This window comes from Paenibacillus glycinis (genome assembly GCF_009909185.1).
GTDB lineage: Bacteria > Bacillota > Bacilli > Paenibacillales > Paenibacillaceae > Paenibacillus_Z > Paenibacillus_Z glycinis.
The window spans coordinates 22,868-39,490 of the sequence record NZ_JAAAMV010000014.1; the positions used below are offsets into that span (position 1 = coordinate 22,868).

13 protein-coding genes are annotated in these 16,623 nt (G+C 60.4%); 9 read left to right on the forward strand and 4 right to left on the reverse strand.

The annotated features are described in order from the left end of the window. Positions 1-64 precede the first annotated feature (64 nt). The 6 genes from GT019_RS17670 to GT019_RS17695 all read left to right on the forward strand — a co-directional run bounded on the left by GT019_RS17670 (position 65) and on the right by GT019_RS17695 (position 9,960). Entirely contained in the window at positions 65-3,286 is a 3,222-nt protein-coding gene (locus GT019_RS17670) for a glycosyl hydrolase (protein ID WP_161744516.1), read from the forward strand. Positions 3,287-3,601: 315 nt separating this feature from the next. Beyond that, on the forward strand, positions 3,602-4,378 hold the full coding sequence (locus GT019_RS17675) for an alpha/beta fold hydrolase (RefSeq protein WP_161744517.1): 777 nt from the start codon (positions 3,602-3,604) through the stop codon (positions 4,376-4,378). 33 nt (positions 4,379-4,411) lie between these two features. Further along, positions 4,412-5,230, forward strand: a complete 819-nt coding sequence (locus tag GT019_RS17680) for an aminoglycoside N(3)-acetyltransferase (RefSeq protein ID WP_161744518.1) — start codon at positions 4,412-4,414, stop codon at positions 5,228-5,230. Between the two features lie 457 nt (positions 5,231-5,687). Then, positions 5,688-6,752, forward strand: coding sequence for a Gfo/Idh/MocA family protein (locus GT019_RS17685; RefSeq protein WP_161744519.1), 1,065 nt, complete (start codon positions 5,688-5,690; stop codon positions 6,750-6,752). Positions 6,753-7,141: 389 nt separating this feature from the next. Continuing rightward, positions 7,142-9,577, forward strand: a complete 2,436-nt coding sequence (locus tag GT019_RS17690) for an EAL domain-containing protein (protein ID WP_328803983.1) — start codon at positions 7,142-7,144, stop codon at positions 9,575-9,577. A 77-nt stretch (positions 9,578-9,654) separates the two neighbouring features. Further along, positions 9,655-9,960, forward strand: a complete 306-nt coding sequence (locus GT019_RS17695) for a hypothetical protein (protein ID WP_161744520.1) — start codon at positions 9,655-9,657, stop codon at positions 9,958-9,960. A 151-nt stretch (positions 9,961-10,111) separates the two neighbouring features. Here GT019_RS17695 and GT019_RS17700 read toward each other — a convergent pair whose 3' ends face one another. Further along, entirely contained in the window at positions 10,112-10,999 is an 888-nt protein-coding gene (locus GT019_RS17700; protein ID WP_161744521.1) for a helix-turn-helix domain-containing protein, read from the reverse strand. Positions 11,000-11,250: 251 nt separating this feature from the next. Between GT019_RS17700 and GT019_RS17705 the strand changes: the two genes are divergently transcribed. Genes GT019_RS17705 through GT019_RS17715 form a run of 3 tightly spaced genes read left to right on the forward strand, consistent with a single transcriptional unit; the run spans position 11,251 to position 14,388 of the window. Beyond that, the gene (locus GT019_RS17705; RefSeq protein WP_161744522.1) at positions 11,251-12,624 is read left to right on the forward strand and encodes an extracellular solute-binding protein; all 1,374 of its coding nucleotides are present in this window, start codon (positions 11,251-11,253) and stop codon (positions 12,622-12,624) included. A gap of 13 nt (positions 12,625-12,637) precedes the next feature. Continuing rightward, on the forward strand, positions 12,638-13,534 hold the full coding sequence (locus GT019_RS17710) for a carbohydrate ABC transporter permease (protein ID WP_161744523.1): 897 nt from the start codon (positions 12,638-12,640) through the stop codon (positions 13,532-13,534). Positions 13,535-13,557: 23 nt separating this feature from the next. Further along, entirely contained in the window at positions 13,558-14,388 is an 831-nt protein-coding gene (locus tag GT019_RS17715; RefSeq protein ID WP_161744524.1) for a carbohydrate ABC transporter permease, read from the forward strand. Between the two features lie 195 nt (positions 14,389-14,583). Here GT019_RS17715 and GT019_RS17720 read toward each other — a convergent pair whose 3' ends face one another. The 3 genes from GT019_RS17720 to GT019_RS17730 all read right to left on the reverse strand — a co-directional run bounded on the left by GT019_RS17720 (position 14,584) and on the right by GT019_RS17730 (position 16,618). Then, a complete protein-coding gene (locus GT019_RS17720) occupies positions 14,584-14,979 on the reverse strand; it encodes a hypothetical protein (RefSeq protein ID WP_161744525.1) in 396 nt (131 codons plus the stop codon). 98 nt (positions 14,980-15,077) lie between these two features. Further along, on the reverse strand, positions 15,078-15,557 hold the full coding sequence (locus GT019_RS17725) for a DinB family protein (protein WP_161744526.1): 480 nt from the start codon (positions 15,555-15,557) through the stop codon (positions 15,078-15,080). Between the two features lie 356 nt (positions 15,558-15,913). Further along, positions 15,914-16,618 (reverse strand): histidine phosphatase family protein, encoded by a 705-nt coding sequence (locus GT019_RS17730; protein ID WP_161744527.1) that lies wholly within the window; start codon positions 16,616-16,618, stop codon positions 15,914-15,916. Positions 16,619-16,623: the final 5 nt, after the last annotated feature.

Sequence of the window (16,623 nt, forward strand, 5' to 3'; positions counted from 1 at the left end):
GCTTGCGTCAACTTTCAAGCTGGAAGAATTACGGTCTACGACAAGACAGGGAGAGGATGATTTGATGAAACGGGTCAAGAAGCTCAAAACGGCGTTGGCGTTATTCTGCGCGGCGGTCCTGATGTTATCGGTCTTGCCGGGCGCATTCGCGTTCGCCGCGGAGGGAGATGCGGGCACGGAGACCGTTACGCCCCATTCCGGGACGTACATGCTGAGATCGGCGCTGAAGGGCGAGCAATCCTTATGGGCTTACGTGGAGCAAGAAGTGAGCGGCATCGCCGCGAACACGGACTATTCGTTCGGCATGTGGGTGAAGGGCCGCGGGATCGTCACGATGAAGGTGTCGTCGAACGGCTCCACGGTCACTTACAAGCGCCCCGTCGCGACGGATGATTGGACGTATGAAAGCGTCGATTTCAATTCGGGCGCGAAATCCGGCAAAATGGTGTTTTCCGTCGTGGACAGCGCGGCGACCGCGTTCCCGCAAAATCAAGTCGCGGGCACGATGTATATCGACGGCGCTTACTTTGGCGCGAAGGACTCCGGCGTCAACCTGCTGCAAAATTCGGGCTTCGAACAAAGCCTCGCCGGTTGGAACAGCAGCGTGAAGGACGTGTTCTCCGTCGTCGCGACCGACGAGACGACGCCCGGGGAGCCGACGGATCCGACCGATCCGCAGGACCCGAACGACGACGGCACGAATTACGATGCGACGGATCCGAGCAACGCGACGAACATTTACGCGGGCAACCGTTCCATGCAGGCGGTTACGAAGGGACTCAAGTCCGATTGGAAGTCCGCGACGCAGCAGATCGCCGGGATCACGGCCAACACGGATTACACGTTCGGCGCCTGGATCAAGGGCAGCGGGGCCGTCACGATCAAGGCAGCGAAGCTCAGCGGCGGCGAGAATCTGCATTTCATGCGTCCGAAGGCGGCGGATGTCTGGACGCACGTGACGACGAGCTTCAACTCGGGCTCGTACGCCGGCACGATCGTATTCTCGATCTTGGACAGCGCGGGCAACGTGCTCCCCCAATCGGAAGCGGCCGGGACGATGTACATCGACGAGGCGACCTTCGGTCCGACGGGCGGAGCCAACCTGCTGCGCAACGCCGGGTTCGAGGAGCAACTGAAATATTGGGGCGGCGATAAAGGAAACGTCTTCGTCCGGTATCCGGATCAATCGGACAATCCGCCGGCGCAGCAGTACGAAGGCATCGCCAATCTCGGCGCGTATTCCTGGGATCGCAACCCGGACGGCGTATCGGATTTCGGCGCGTGGACCGGCACGACCCCGTATCTGGCCGAGGACTTCCTCGAACAGAACACGTGGTCCGACCTGGAAGGCGGCAACCGGCTGGACGCTTGGAAAGACTCGCCATACGCGCAGAGCATGCTGTGGGCGACGTATCCGTTCCCCAAATCGGGCGGCAGCCTGGCGGCCGCGGCGCATGGGGATTACAACGCGCATTACCGGGAGCTCGGCGAGAATCTGATCGCGGCCGGCATGGACAACGCGATGATCCGGTTCGGCCATGAATTCAACGGCGGTTGGTACTACTGGACGGTCGGCAACGCCAACGAACCCGACCACGAGCAGAAATGCGCCGATTTCGCCGAAGCGTTCCGCCAATTCGTCACGACGCTCCGCAGCATCGACGGGGAGCACTTCAAGTTCGTCTGGAACCCGTCGACCGCGGTGTGGGGCGTCGATCTTCCGGCCGCGTTCCCGGGCCGGGACTACGTGGACTTCATCGGCATCGACCATTACGACCAGACGTGGGCGCAAAGCAACGGTCAGCCGTTGTACGGCCCGGAGTACCAGACGGCCGATCCGGCCGAGCGAGCCAGAAGACAGCAGCTGGCTTGGAACGCCGAGGTATCGGACGGCAACTGGGGCCTCGGCATGATCGCCGATTTCGCGGAGGATCAAGGCGTTCCGCTCGGCATCTGCGAATGGGGGCTCGCGACGAGATCCGACGGCATGGGCGGCGGCGACAACCCCGTCTTCATTCAAAACATGCATGACTGGATCGCGAACAACAACGTGGCCTGGCATGTGTACTTCAACGTATCGGCAAGCGACGGCGACCATGATTTGTACGATACCGTGACGTTCCCGCAGGCTTCCGCGAAGTTCAGCGAGCTGTGGAACCCGAGCGGCGCGCCTCAAACTTCCCCGGCAATCGAGCCGTCGGATATCGTCGCGAGCGGCGAGTCTTACGCGAAGCTCGAAGGCGAGGACGGCGTTCTTGCGGGCAGCGCCTTCCGGTATCACGGCGATCCGTGGGCGTCCGGCGGCGAATTCGCGGTCATGTACAGATCGCTCAACGCGCTGACGTTCGCGAACGCGCCGCAGGCGGACGACGGCATCGCGATCGTCTACCAAGGCTGGCAATCGGATCAGAGGGCTTCGTTGTACGTCAACGACGTCCTGGTCAAGAAGAATATTTTGTTCGCGCAGCACGGCCGTTCCTGGTCGAACAGCTACGGCTACGTCGTCTTGAGCGACGTTCGGATTCCGGCAGGAGCCACCGTGAAGCTGCAGATCAACAAGGACGACGAGCTGGACAATTTCGACAGCCTGAAGATCGACTACGTCCTGCTGCTGGGTACGTCCGGCGGGAGCGGCAATCCCCCCGCGAACCCGGGCGACGGCGGCTCGGCGGTTCCGAGCGTGAAGCTCTATGCGAAGAATGCGGTCGTAATCAAAGAGAACGGCGGCAGCCTGGAGTTTTATCTGGCGGTGAACGGCGCGGATAAGCTCAATGCCGTGAGCGCCGATTTCGGCTTCGACAGCACGAAATTCAGCTTGCGAAGCGTGGAAGCCGTAGGGGCGGCGGGCGCGGTCGTCGACAATCGGGTCAGCGGCGATACCGTTCGCGTTCTGGCCGGCTTTCCGGCTTCGATGACGACGACGGCTTATACGGACATGATCAAGCTGACCTTCGATCCGCTCGACCCGAGCGCGAAGAGCGTGCAGGCGGACCTGCGGCTGCTCGCGGCGACGATCGCGTCGAGCGGGGTGAACGCGGATATCGAGCCGACCAAGGACGGCGATTCGGCTTCGGTCGTGCTGCGGGCATACGCCGATCTCGGCGACGTGAACGGGGACGGCAGCTTGACCGCGGCGGACCTGTCGCTTGCGCTGGACCACTACCGCGCGACGCCGCAAGCCGCCGATTGGAGCAGCGCGTGGCGGGCGGACGTCAATGCCGACGGTATCGTCGACACGACCGATTTTACGATCATCGCGGCCGGCATTTTGGACGCGCGGTCATGACTCCGGTTGCAGGGGGCTGACGGACGTCACGTATCGTCAAGCCTCGCGCGAGCTATTGAAAAGCTGCAATCCTGCCTCGGGGACGGCGGGATGCCGCGCCGATGCGCGATCCGCCGTACGTTCAGCTTAATGATAAGCAGGGCCGGACGGGACACTCGGGCGAGCGTTCCGCCCGGCTTTTCTTCTTATGGGGAAGCTCGGTCCCGTCAGGATGCGGCGCGATGATGCCGAATCGTTTGACGTTCGCTGACAGGTTCTGTCGCGCGGCCTTGCTACAATAAAGACTAGAAACGAGGAGGAAAGGGTGGCATCGGAATGGCGGGGATAGCAGGCAGTCAAGCGGCAGGACACGAAACCGGCATGCTGTTCATTCACGGCGCGGGATTGCGCGGGAGCATCTGGGAGGAGGTGGCGTCGGGGCTGGGCGCGCCGGCGCTGCTGGCGGATTTTCCGTTCCGCGACGGCGGCGGGCAAGCGAGGCTGCGGCTCGGATTGGCCGATTATGCGGCGCATCTCCGCGAGCAAGCGGAGGCTTGGGAGGTTCGCAGGATCGTCGTCGTCGCGCATTCGCTCGGCGGCGTGCCGGCGCTGCAGCTCGCCGCTTCCTTGGCCGCGGAGCGGCGGCTTGCGGGATTCGTCGCGGTCGGCGCGGCGATTCCGCGCGACGGGGGATCTTTCCTGTCGGCGCTCCCGATGCCGAAGCGGCTACTTGTGGGCGCCGTCATGCGGCTGTTCGGCACGAAGCCTCCGGCGTCGGCCATTCGGAGCGGGCTCTGCCATGATTTATCGCCGGAGCGGGCTGCGGCCATCGTGGACGGCTTCGTGCCGGAAGCGATTCGGGTCTATGCGGACGCCTGCGGGTCGGCCGTTCCTCAAGTGCCTTCGCTTTACGTCAAATTGACCCGCGACCGGGAATTCGGCTCGGACGTGCAGGAGCGAATGATCGCGAACCTCGCTCCCTCCCGCGTGGAAAGCATGGCCGCCGGCCATCTGCCGATGCTGAGCGACCCGGACGGCTTGCGCGCGATTTTGCTTCATTTCCTGCGTGCGTGCGATCAAGAGAGTTGCATCGAGGCCGGTATCTCTTTATGATTTAATCACGAATCATAGAGGACGGTGAGCGCAATGAGAGAAAGGGAAATCATCGCGAATTCGGCCATGCCGGTAACGGCGGCCCGGATCGTTCGCGATCTGCGGGCGCTTGGCGCCGAAGAAGGCGATACGCTGCTCGTGCACGCGTCGTTATCGAGCTTGGGCTGGGTATGCGGCGGCCCGCAGGCTGTCGTGCAGGCGCTGCTGGAAACGGTCGGAGAAGCCGGGACGATCGTCATGCCCGCCCAAAGCGGCGACTGGAGCGATCCGGCCGAATGGTCCAACCCGCCCGTCCCCGCGGAGTGGCTCGAGGCGATCTACCGCGACATGCCGGCGTTCGATCCGTTGACCACGCCGACGCGGGGCATGGGACGGATCGCCGAGCTGTTCCGCACGTTTCCGGGCAGCGTGCGGTCGCAACACCCGCAGGCGTCCTTCTCCGCGAACGGAAATCATGCGGCGGCGATCGTCGCGGACCATCCGCTGACCCCGCAATTCGGCATGGCATCGCCGCTCGGCAAGCTGTACGGCTTGCGGAACGCCAAGGTGCTGCTGCTCGGAGCCGGTTACGGCGCCTGCACCGCCTTCCATCTCGCCGAATCGCTTCTGCCGGACATGCCCGCGAAGAAGATGGGCACGGCGATGACGGAGTCGGGCGCGAGAACATGGAAATGGTTCACGGATTTCGCATACGATTCCGCCGACTTCAGCCTGATCGGCGCCGTGCTGGACGAACGCGGCGAACTTCCGGCGAGCGGCAGGGTCGGCGGCGCGGACTGCCGGCTCTTCGGCTTGCGCGCGGGCGTGGACGCGGCGGGCGAATGGCTGCGGGCGAATCGAATTCAGGAGTGAAAATTGATGCAATAGCGCACCAATTTTCCGTCTTAAAACACATTCAGGCCGAGTTCCTGCAAAAATGCAGTATTTGTTCGAATTCGGGAGACAGATGCAAGAAAACGATTCGAATTGCTGCACATTTGCAGGAATGGCGTGCGTGTTAATCAATTTGGAGAAATAATGCTGCATAAATGCAGGAAACTACGCAAACTGTCAGGTTCCCGCAGGTAGGTATTGTCAGTCGTATCGGGCTTTGCCTGGCTATTCCGCTAACATATAGCTGCGGCGAACAGAAGCGGCATGCTCATGCTGCGTATGATCGGATTGCTGCGATCCTTTGGACATCCTCTGGAAGAAGCTGGGGCGAACGAGTAAGATGAAAGGGGATAATCCATGTGGTTATGCCCCTTTTTCTTTTTGCTGCGGGGCAGGCAGACACGCTATCATGTCGTTCATAGGGAGAGGATGCAGCATGAAAACGTATCGAATCGGTTTAATCGGCTTGGGCGGGATGGCCCAGGCGCATATCAGATGGCTCGAGGAGGCGGGCGAACGGTTCCGGCTCGTCGCCGTCAGCGACGTGAACCCGCTCGCGCTGTCGGCGACGGGCGACAAACACCGCATATCCGAAGCCAAGCGTTACGCGGACTTCGGACAGCTCGTCGCGGACCCGGACGTGGACGCCGTCGTGGCGGTGACGCCGAACAACGTGCACGCGGCGATCGTGCGGGCCTGCCTGGAGGCGGGCAAGCCCTTCATGGCGGAGAAGCCGTTCACCCGCGTCTTCGAGGAAGCGGTTCCGCTGCTTGCCCTGTACGAGCGGCAGCCGGTTCCGGCGCTGATCGGCTTTTCCTACCGCTATACCCCGGCGTTCCGCTATGCGCGCGAGCTGCTGCGGAACGGGCGAATCGGAGCGGTCCGGAGCTTCTCCGGCCAATATTTGCAGGGCTGGGGCGCGGCGCAATACGATTGCCCGTTCGTTTGGCGGTTCGACAAGGCGATTACGGGCACCGGCACCCTCGGCGACCTGGGGTCGCACATGATCGATCTCGCGCGATTCCTCATCGGGGAGTTCGAGGAGCTGTCGGCGCAGATGCAGACGATCGTTCCGGAGCGGCCGGACCCGCTGACGGGCGAGATGGTCCGCATCGAGGTCGACGATTTCGTCAGCTTCCAAGCGCGGATGGCCGGCGGCGCCATGGGCGTGTTCCAAGCATCGCGCAATGCCGTCGGCTCCGGCAACCAGCACGAGATCTCGATCTACGGCGATTGCGGCACGATCCATGCGTCCACGCTGGACCCGGATCATCTGGTGCTGATCCGGGAGGATGAAGAGGGGCAGCTGTCGCGGTCGACGCTGGCCGTGCCGAATCGCTGCAAGGTCACGCAGTACGCGGATTTCCTGGCGGCGCTGGACGGGCTGCCGACGGATGGGATGCCCGGCGCGCTCGACGGGTACCGGAATCAAGAGGTGCTGGAGGCGATCGTGCGAGCCAGCGAAACGCGGAGCGCGGTGTCGCTGCCTATCGGCGTGTAAGGAGTTCGTTCGCGAGGGCATCTTCGGCATCATCGAAGCGAACGGCAAGCGTTCTTGCGCGCGGCAAAATTAGAAGCGGGGACGGCTTTGGGGCGTGGGCGTAGCTCATCGACGTTGAGGAAGCGTAGGGCGGCGCGGAGTGCTGGCGGCAGTCCGGCGTCGGCAACTGGGAGGGATGGCTTCGGTGGCAGAACCGGGGCCGTCCTTCTTTTTGTCTGTTTTCGAAACGGCGGGAAAAATCGTTCCTCGCGAAAACAATTTTTTTTCTTGAAAATGGCAAATTTCCGTTTATGATTAGTAAATTGGGACTGTCGCCCGACCGACACTTTACCTGCACTTCTTCAGTGAGCGATATGGCGTCCATTACATCCATGAAAAGAGGGACAATAGTGCATCACGTGCATGGCTCCTACGATATGCTGCTGGTTTTATTTTCCTATGTGGTTGCCGTCGTGGCATCCTATACCGTACTTGATTTGGTCGGCCGCATCAGCACGGCCAAGGGCATTCACCGCTGGGGATGGCTCTGGTTCGGCGCGGTCGCGATGGGACTCGGCGTGTGGTCGATGCATTTCGTCGGCATGCTTGCTTTCTCGCTGAGCGTATCGGTTGCCTATAATCTGTTGACCGTCATCTTATCCGTCGTGGTCGTCATCGCGGCTTCGTTCGTCGCCCTGTACGTCGTCGGGCGCGGCCGCCTGTCCGTGGCGCAGCTGCTAAGCGGGGGACTGCTGCTCGCGGCGGGCATCTCGGCGATGCATTATATCGGCATGTCGGCCATGCAGATCGGGATTGCTTACGATCCGGTCTTGTTCGCCTGCTCGATCCTGATCGCGATCGTGGCTTCCGTCGCGGCCTTGTGGCTGGCCTTTTATTTGCGCCAAGGGAATGCGCACGGCGGGCTGTGGAAGAAGCTCGGCAGCAGCCTCATTATGGGCGCCGCGGTCGTGGGCATGCACTACACGGGCATGCGGGCCGCAAGGTTTCATATGGCGGAAGCGATGGATGGCGCGAACGGCATGATGCTGGATCAGAAGTTCCTGGCCTACATCATCGCGGGCGGCACGCTCCTGACGCTCGGGCTCTCGATATTCGGCATTTACATCTCCAACCGTTTCTCCCGTAAAGATTCGGAGATCCGGCAAAGCGAGAAATGGTACCGCTCCTTATTCGAGAACAACCAGGATGCCATCATCTCGATCGATTCGCAGTATCGGATCATCGGCTTCAATCCGGCCGCCATCAGGCTCACGGGCTTATCCGGCGACGCGTTCCGCAACCGGACGATCGAGGGCATACTGCCCTTCGTCGCGGCCGAGGAGCGCGAGCGCACGCGGGACATGTTCCTGAAGTCGCTGGGCGGGGAAATGCAAAATTACGAGACCGCGATCGTCCACCGCGAAGGGCGCCGGATCGACGTCAGCGTCGTCAACGTGCCGGTCGAGCAGGACGGGCAAGTCGTCGGCAGCTACATTATCGCCAAGGACGTGACGGAAGAGAAGGGATCGAAAGAGAAGATTCAATACCTGGCCTTCCACGACGAATTGACGGGCATGCCGAATCGGCGCATGTTCAATCAGGCGCTGGCCGAGCTCATCCGGAGCGACGCCGGTCGCTTCTCCGTCATGGTCATGGACATGGACCGGTTCAAATTGATCAACGATTCGCTCGGGCATACGTACGGCGATCTGTTCTTACAGGAAGTCAGCCAGCGGATTCTGCGCTGCATGAGCGACTATCGCGTGACGCTGGCCCGCATGGGCGGCGACGAGTTTACGCTGCTGTGCGACAGCTGCTACGGGAAGGAAGAGGTCGCGCGCCTCGCGGAGCGGATCATCGAAGCCGTCGCCGTGCCGTACCGGCTGAAGGAGAACGACTTTTACGTCACGGCCAGCATCGGGATCGCCGTCTATCCGCAGGACGGGGAGGACGCGGTCCAATTGCTCAAGAACGCCGACACGGCCATGTACGAGGTCAAGAAGAACGGCAAGAACGGCTATCAGTTCTATACCGGCGAATTGAACGCGCAGCTGCAGGAGAAGATCGAGCTGGAGGTCGAGCTGAGACAAGCGTTGATGCGCGACCAGCTGTTTCTCGATTATCAGCCGCAGATCCGGGCCGGCGACGGGCAGATGATCGGCGTCGAGGCGCTCGTCCGCTGGCGGCATCCGTCCAGAGGCACGGTCTCGCCGGGCGTATTCATTCCCATCGCGGAAGAAACCGGCATGATCTACGAGCTCGGGACATGGGTGCTGCGCGAAGCCTGCCGGCAGATGAAAACCTGGCATGACGCGGGCGGACCGCTGATCACGGTGTCGGTCAATCTCTCGTCGCAGCAGTTTCACCAACCGAATCTAACGACATATATCAAGGGCATCCTGGAGGATACGGGGCTCGAACCGCAGTATTTGGAGCTGGAGATCACGGAGAGCATGATGATGGACGCCGCGGTCTCGACCGGCATCCTGAACGAATTGACCGAATACGGCATCCGCATCAGCCTGGACGACTTCGGGACGGGCTACAGCTCCTTGAGCTATCTGAAGCTCCTGCCGATCCACAAGCTCAAGATCGACCGTTCCTTCATCCGCGACATCGTCGTGAACAAGAACGACAAGGCGATCGTGGCGACGATCATCTCGATGGCCCAGCATCTGAACATGGACGTCATCGCGGAAGGCATCGAGACGAAGGAACAGCTGGATATCCTGACGGACAACGATTGCGAGAAGATTCAGGGCTACTATTACAGCCGGCCGCTGCCCGCGGTGGAAGTGGAGCAGGAGTTCTTCGCTCCGATGCGAATCGCCGCTGCCGCGAAGTAAGGCAAGCCGCCGGAATGGATACACTAGAGTCGGTGCAGGGAATCTCGCGCCGTGCCGCTTGATAAGGAGGGACGCCCGTGGCATTCGGCGTGAAGCGCGAGGAATTGGAACAGTGGAAGGCGCGGGTGGCGCGCGGCGAAATCGCCTTCTTGACGCATTATTGGCTCGAGCCGCGGTTCAAGGGCGTCAAGACCGTGACCAAGGTCGGCTGCGGCGATCTCGGCAAGCTGACCGCCTGGTGCAGAAGCAACGGGCTGGATCCGAAGTACATCCACCGCCGGCAGCCGTTTCCGCATTTCGACCTGATCGGGGAGAAGCAGCTGGAGATCCTGAAGCGGGAAGGGCTGTGGGAGCAGGTGGAACGGTTTAAGCTGCAGGATTGAACGCGCGCTGCGGGTAGGAAAAAAAAACGGCTGCTTCCGGTCATGGACCGGGGGCAGCCGTTTTTTGCATGGGGCTTGGAGGAAGCCGGCTTGAATTAAAGAGGCCGGAAGCACCTCGTCCTCCCTGGCGCGACCTGGGGGGTAACCGTGCCTACCCCGCCGATACCGTCTCCCCGCCGCCTCCCCAACCGGATTTCGTCCCCATTCCCCTTTTCCGATAATCCGACGGATTCATCCCGTAAAACTGCAGGAATTTCCTCGCGAAGAACGCCGAGGAGTTGAAGCCGACGTCCATCGAGATCTCGATGACCGATTTCTTCGTGTTCAGCAGGAGCTTCGCGGCCTGCTTCAGCCGTTCCTTCTGAATGATGTCGACGATCGTATGGCCGACCTGTTCCTTGAACAGATGCGCGAGGCGCGAGGGGGACAGGTACACTTTGTTGGCGAGCTCCTTGATCTGGACGGGCTGCGCGTAGTGCTGCAAGAGGTAATCCATCACTTCCTTGATGCGCGGGTCCAGGCGGGCATCGTCTTCGTGGTGGTGCTTGGCGAGCAGCAGCAGGATTTCTTCCAGCGCATTGACGGACAGCTCTTCCGCGAACGCTTCCGGTTCGCCCTGGTTATAGCGAATTAACCGTTCGAACGCATGCTCGACCTGCTGCCGCATGCTGCTTTGGCCGAGCCGGAGATAGAGGAACCCATTGTGCTCCTTCGGCAGGGACAGCCACGAGAAGACGTGCGCCTTCGGCGTGAAATGGCACCACATCTTCTTCCATACGCTGTTCGCGGCGGTATAGAAATCATGGGGCGTGCCCGGAGGAATGAGGACGAGGTCGCCGCTCGTGCATTCGTAAGGCGCGTCGTCGTTCTCCACGATGCCTTTGCCGGACAGCGTGAACATCAGCAGCCAATCCTTGGTTCCTTTCGAACGGTGGCAGAAGTATCCGTAGGCTTTATCGTAGAGTTCGGTCGCCAGAACGCCGGGCGGACGTTTCTTCGGCGTTTCGTACCAGAGGGGGACAGGCGGCTTTTGATGCATGCGGGCACGCTCCTTTCTGCGTCTTATTTGTCCCCTCAGTGTAGTCGGAGAACGTTAAAACAGATCATGGCAATCGTGAAGAAAAGGTAAATTTCCCGCAGCAATGCGGCTCGCGGCCGCGCGCGGCGGCTGCCGATAGCAGGATTGTAGTGTTATTCAGCCGTTTCGAGCGCTCTTTGCGGCGGGGGGCGGTTTTATAATGAACACAGGATCGATCCGAAGCCAACCAACCCCAACGAGGAGTGACATTTGTGACCAAACGCTTTCGCTTTACGCTTACGATGTGCATCATGATCGGCCTGCTCGCCATGCTGTCGGCCTGCGGCTCCGCCGCCAACGATTCGCAGGGCGCCGGCAACGTCGCGGATAAAGGCGGCAACGCCGCGCAAAATGCCGCCAATGCCCCGGAAGACGCGCCCCCGGCCGAAGAGCCGGCGAAGGAAGTCGACCTGACCTGGGTAGGCTGGTCCGGATCGGACAAGCCATGGATCCCCATTATTCAACATATGATGGACACCTGGAATACGGCGAATCCGAAGGAGCAGGTAAGCTGGCTCGGTTGGCCGTGGGATCAGACGCTGCAGCAAATCCTCGTGCGTAATCAGTCCAAGCAGGCGATGGACATCGGCCAGACCGATCTCGGCTGGCTGAAGACGCTGGCGGATTCCGGCGCGCTTGCGGATCTGGGCCAGCTGTTCGACAAGCAGTGGCTGGCAGACAATTTCGAGCCGTCCGCGCTGGATGCCGGCCGCATCGACGGCGTGCTGTACGCGCTGCCGTGGACGATGTCCGCGACTTCGATGGTCAATAATCCAACGCTGCTGAAGAAGGCGGGCATTACCTCTTCGCCGGCCACGATCGCGGAATTCGAAGCGGACCTCGGCAAACTGAAGGCGCTCGGTCCCGACATCGTGCCGTACGGCATGCTGACCAAGTCGGCCTCGGCAAGCAACGACATTCAAGTCTGGCTGAAGGTGTTCGGCGGCGACGTATTCGACGACGCGGGCAATATCATCCTCAACAACGCCGCGGGCGTGAAGACGCTGGATTGGTACAAGAGCCTTTTGGCCAAAGGCTACGTCAAGATGGACATGGCCCGCGCCGATGCACGCAACCTGTATATGCAGGATAAAGTCGGTTTCTACGAGGATTCCATCCTGGCCAAGGGGCTGGAGCTGACGAACGGCGTCGCGGAAGCGGACGTGACGAAGCATCTGGTGCCGATTCCGCGTCCGGTGGTGAACCAAGGCGACAAGACGCTGGATAAGATGTGGGGCCATCACCTCGTCGTGTTCAACAATTCGCCGAACAAGCAGCAGGCGGCCGACTTCATCAAGCAAATCGTCGGCAAAGACAATTCGCTCTACTATTTCCAAAACGGCGGCCTGCTGCCGACCATGAAGTCGGCTATCGCGGATCCGATCGTGCAGAATGACCCGACATCGAGCAAGTTCCTGGAAATCACCAAGAACAGCACCTCCGTCGATACCGATGCTTACAATCAGAAGGCGGCGCTCGACAACATCATCGTGGAAGAATTCCAAGCGGCGATGCTGGACAAGAAGTCGAGCCAGCAAGCACTGGACGATGCGGCTTCGCGCATTGCGGCCGAGTTGAAGAAATAAGGAGAAGTTCCCTATGAACAAATCCAATCGCGGGTTGCGATTGACAGAAAGCCAATTTGGCTTTCTGTTGCTTTTTCCGGCGCTGATCGTCTATGCCGCCGTGCTGCTGTATCCGCTGTTGAATTCGACGTACATGAGCTTCACGGACCAGACGCTGCTGAAGGCCGATCGGCATTTCGTCGGGCTCGCGAATTTTCGCGCGCTCTGGCACGATCCCAATTTCCTGGACATGTTCCTGCATACCGTCGCGTTCGTGGTCGGGGCGACAATCGCGCCGTTCATCCTCGGGTTCATCTGGTCCATCGTGCTGCAGCAGGGGTTCAAAGGGTCCAAATGGCTCCGCAGCCTGACGCTGGTGAACTGGGTGCTGCCCGGCACGGCGATCAGCTTCCTGTGGATGTGGATGTTCCAAAGCAATTACGGCGTGATCAACGGCCTGCTGATGAAGCTGGGCTTGATCTCGGAGAATATCAACTGGCTCGGCTCCACGAATTACGCGATGGCCGTCGTCATCCTGGCATCGACGTGGAAAGGCGTGCCGTGGTTCATGGTCTTCTTGTTCGGCGGGCTGCAGGCGGTGCCGCGCGAGCAGCTGGAGGCCGCGCGGATGGACGGCGCGGGCAACGTGACCGCATTTCTGAAAATCATTTATCCGAGCATGAGGCCTATCATCGCCGTGTCGCTGATTCTCGGCGCGATCGGCAACCTGCAGCAATTCGATCTGCAGTGGGTCATGACCGAAGGCGGTCCCGCACGGGCGACGACGACGTTATCCATCGAGGTGTACCGAAGCGCTTTCCGCGAATGGGACCTGGGCAAGGCTTCTGCGATTGGCCTGGTCTGGGTGCTGATCATGGGGATATTCGCCGCATTTTATCTGCGCCATATGCGCGAGCAATTGAAATCGTAACCGACACGAAGGAGGCAAGCCCCATGTTCGAGCACACTTCAGGCTTCCGGGTGTTCTTCTGGATTTCGCTCGTTTGCCTAACGGCGTTTCTGTTCTTCCCGCTGTACTGGATGCTGAACTCCGCGCTGAAGCCGGCGTCCGACATTTTCGAGCTGTCCTTCATTCCTCATCGCCCCACATGGGATCATTTCGCTGAGGTCTTCCGGGACCGGGAGATCCGTCGTTATTTCGTTAACAGCCTGACGCTGTCGATCGCGAGCTGCGTCTTCACCACGATCATCTCCGCCTATGCCGGCTATAGCTTCTCCAAGTACCGGTACCGCGGACGTATGTCTTTCATGCTGCTTTTCTTACTGGCTAAAATGTTCCCCTACGCCGTACTGCTGCTCAGCATGTACGCGCTCATGCTGAAGCTGCAGCTGCTCGACAATTATCTCTCGCTCGTGCTGGCGTACGTAACCTTCACGCTGCCGGTCGGCTGCTGGACGCTGAAGACGTACTTCGACGGCATCCCGGACGAACTGATCGAATCGGCCAAGATCGACGGTGCGGGCAATGCGCGCATCCTGCATCGCGTCATCCTGCCGCTTGCCCTTCCCGGCCTCGTGTCGGTCGCGATATACGGCTTCGTCTGGAGCTGGAACGATCTGCTGTATTCGCTCACGCTCGTTACGTCGCCGGAGAAGCGCACGCTCGCCCCGGGGCTCATCCTCAGCTATCTCGGCGAAGCGCAGCAGGACTGGGGCGGCATGATGGCAGCTTCGATCGCGGTGTCGCTGCCCGTCACCTTGCTGTTCCTGCTGCTGCAGCGGTATTTCATACAGGGGCTGGTCGCGGGCGCGGTGAAGGGATAACAGGGGCAGCCGGTCGGATATTAATCGTAGTGTAACGAGCAAACAGTACTGGACGAACCATAGCAACGGCGGGAGCCTTGGACGATAGATCACGTCCGAGGCTCCCGCCGTTAAAAGGGCCAGAGTCGCGCTGTCCGTCCCGAAAACGAAAGAGCAGACCACTATTGGATCTGCTCGGGTTCATACAGCCAGCCATTAGTATGAATGTCGGAGAAGCGGCTGGATGAATTCTTCATGAGGCAATGCATAAGGGAAATTTTTTGCCTCGTCTTTTGCCAAACGTTTGATTCGTTCCATGATCTTAAGGACACTTGGCGGTCCGATGCCGATGACCGCGCTGAAAGCATGCGTTTCATCGCGAATGGACCAGCTCAACGTATCCGTATAGCCGTCGCATACCATCTCGGGCCCGAATCCGGAAGCATCCTCTTGTTCCCGTAGCCGAGCCGTTAAAGCCTTGGCCAGGTTTCGGTACACCTGCTTGGAGGCCTGCCAACGATGGCCGTCCGGCATATTGATCGGTATATCAGTCCCTTTGCAGGCATATGCCATCGATCCGTCCGGACGGTAAAGGATGTTGGTGTACCCCATCGGGTGGCTGCCGAAGAACTCCAATCGGATCCAATCTACGACAGTCATATTGTCTCCTTCTTTTCCAAGGCCGCGCAAAGCCTCGTTACGGAAAAACGTTAATTGTCGAATAACCCTCTGCCTACGAAATTCGCGGTAACCGGCTGCCTGCCTAGTTCACGCGACCAGATCGATAACTGACCGGCGTGATGAATCTCGTGGGCGATCAGGTGCCGCATCACTTCGCCGTACGCATGGGCTTCCCGTTCCCCCTCATCCGTGATATCGATCATGATACGGTCTTCAAGACTGTCATTCCAATCATAGACAAACGGAGCGAGTTCCGCGTGGCAACGCTCGGAAAGCTCTCGTACTTGTCGCAAGCTCGCCACTTCCCCGAACGACGGAATCTCTATCGCTTTCTCTTGAATGCCGCCGCATATCCAGCCATACTCGACCGCCACGATATGATACAGCGTGGGAAGGATGTATCCTATGCCGCCGGTGCGCTTCTTCAGCAGCTCTTCCTCGCTCACGTTCTCGCACCAGTCAAACCACTCGTTACGAACTTGCCAGTTATACCGGAAAAGCCTCAACATGTCGCAGCCTCCTTGAATCAACTTGTATGTCTTACCATTCGCGAAAAAGGTGCGCTTTCCTGCCGATGCGGGTTATCTAAAGCGGATAAAAGCAAGCAGGGGCCCTTCGTCGGCGAGTTGCCATTGAATCTCCTATCAGCACCGATAAGACCCCGTCCCCGCTGGGAGCAGCGACAACAGGGTCTTCTTGGCATTGAATGGCCGCCGATTCGCGGATCGGCGACTGCTTGGGCTGCGCGTTAGCTTGCAGCATGCGCGGCAAGCCTTTTCCGCGCGCTCCTCCCGATGCGCCTCGTTGCGCAGAGAGCGTCATGCGTCAAGACGCAGCAAGATGGCGAAGGTCGTATTGCCGCGGATTAACTGAAGTTGGCGATAATGCCCTGCCGGCTTACGGGAAGTCCCGCCTCGTACAGGTGGGAGACGTCTCCCGCGCCGAGGCAGCGCGGGACCGCCCATTCCTCGGAACGGGCGTCCAGCAAAATCGTCGTGACCGAGCTTGGCGGGAGCCAAAAGCCCGACCAGACGAGAGGAAGCGGGATCTCGAGCAAATGCGCTAGCCATGCGAGGCCGAAGCCCATGTGGCAGAAGACCGCCAGCTTGTCGTCGTTCTCCCGGAGAATCCGGTATTTTCCGCCTTCCCTGCGGTAGCCGGACGCCTCCATGAAAGCATCGGACTGCCGCTTGAGCTCGGCAAAGCCCTGCTCGAATACTTCGCCGCTGAACGGCTCCATCCGCGTCCACGTATCTCGCGTCGGGTATGGTTTGGCGCCGCGGATGATCTCGCCGTCCACGTTCCAGGGGGCGATCGTGCCGCCCCGGTTGTCCGGCACGTCCCAGCCTCGTATCTCCGAGAGCCAAGGCTGCGTTTCGCACGGCAGTCCGGTCAGCGTCCGGGTGTACGCCATCGTATGCTGCGCCCGCTGAAGCGGCGAGCAATAGAGGCGGGCGGCGCGCTCGGCCGCGATTCGCCTGGCCAGCGCTTCGGCTTCGAGGTGGCCGGCGGCGGTGATGGTGTCGCGCTCGTAATCGGGATCGGCGTGACGAATGATGTAAATGCGCAAACGAT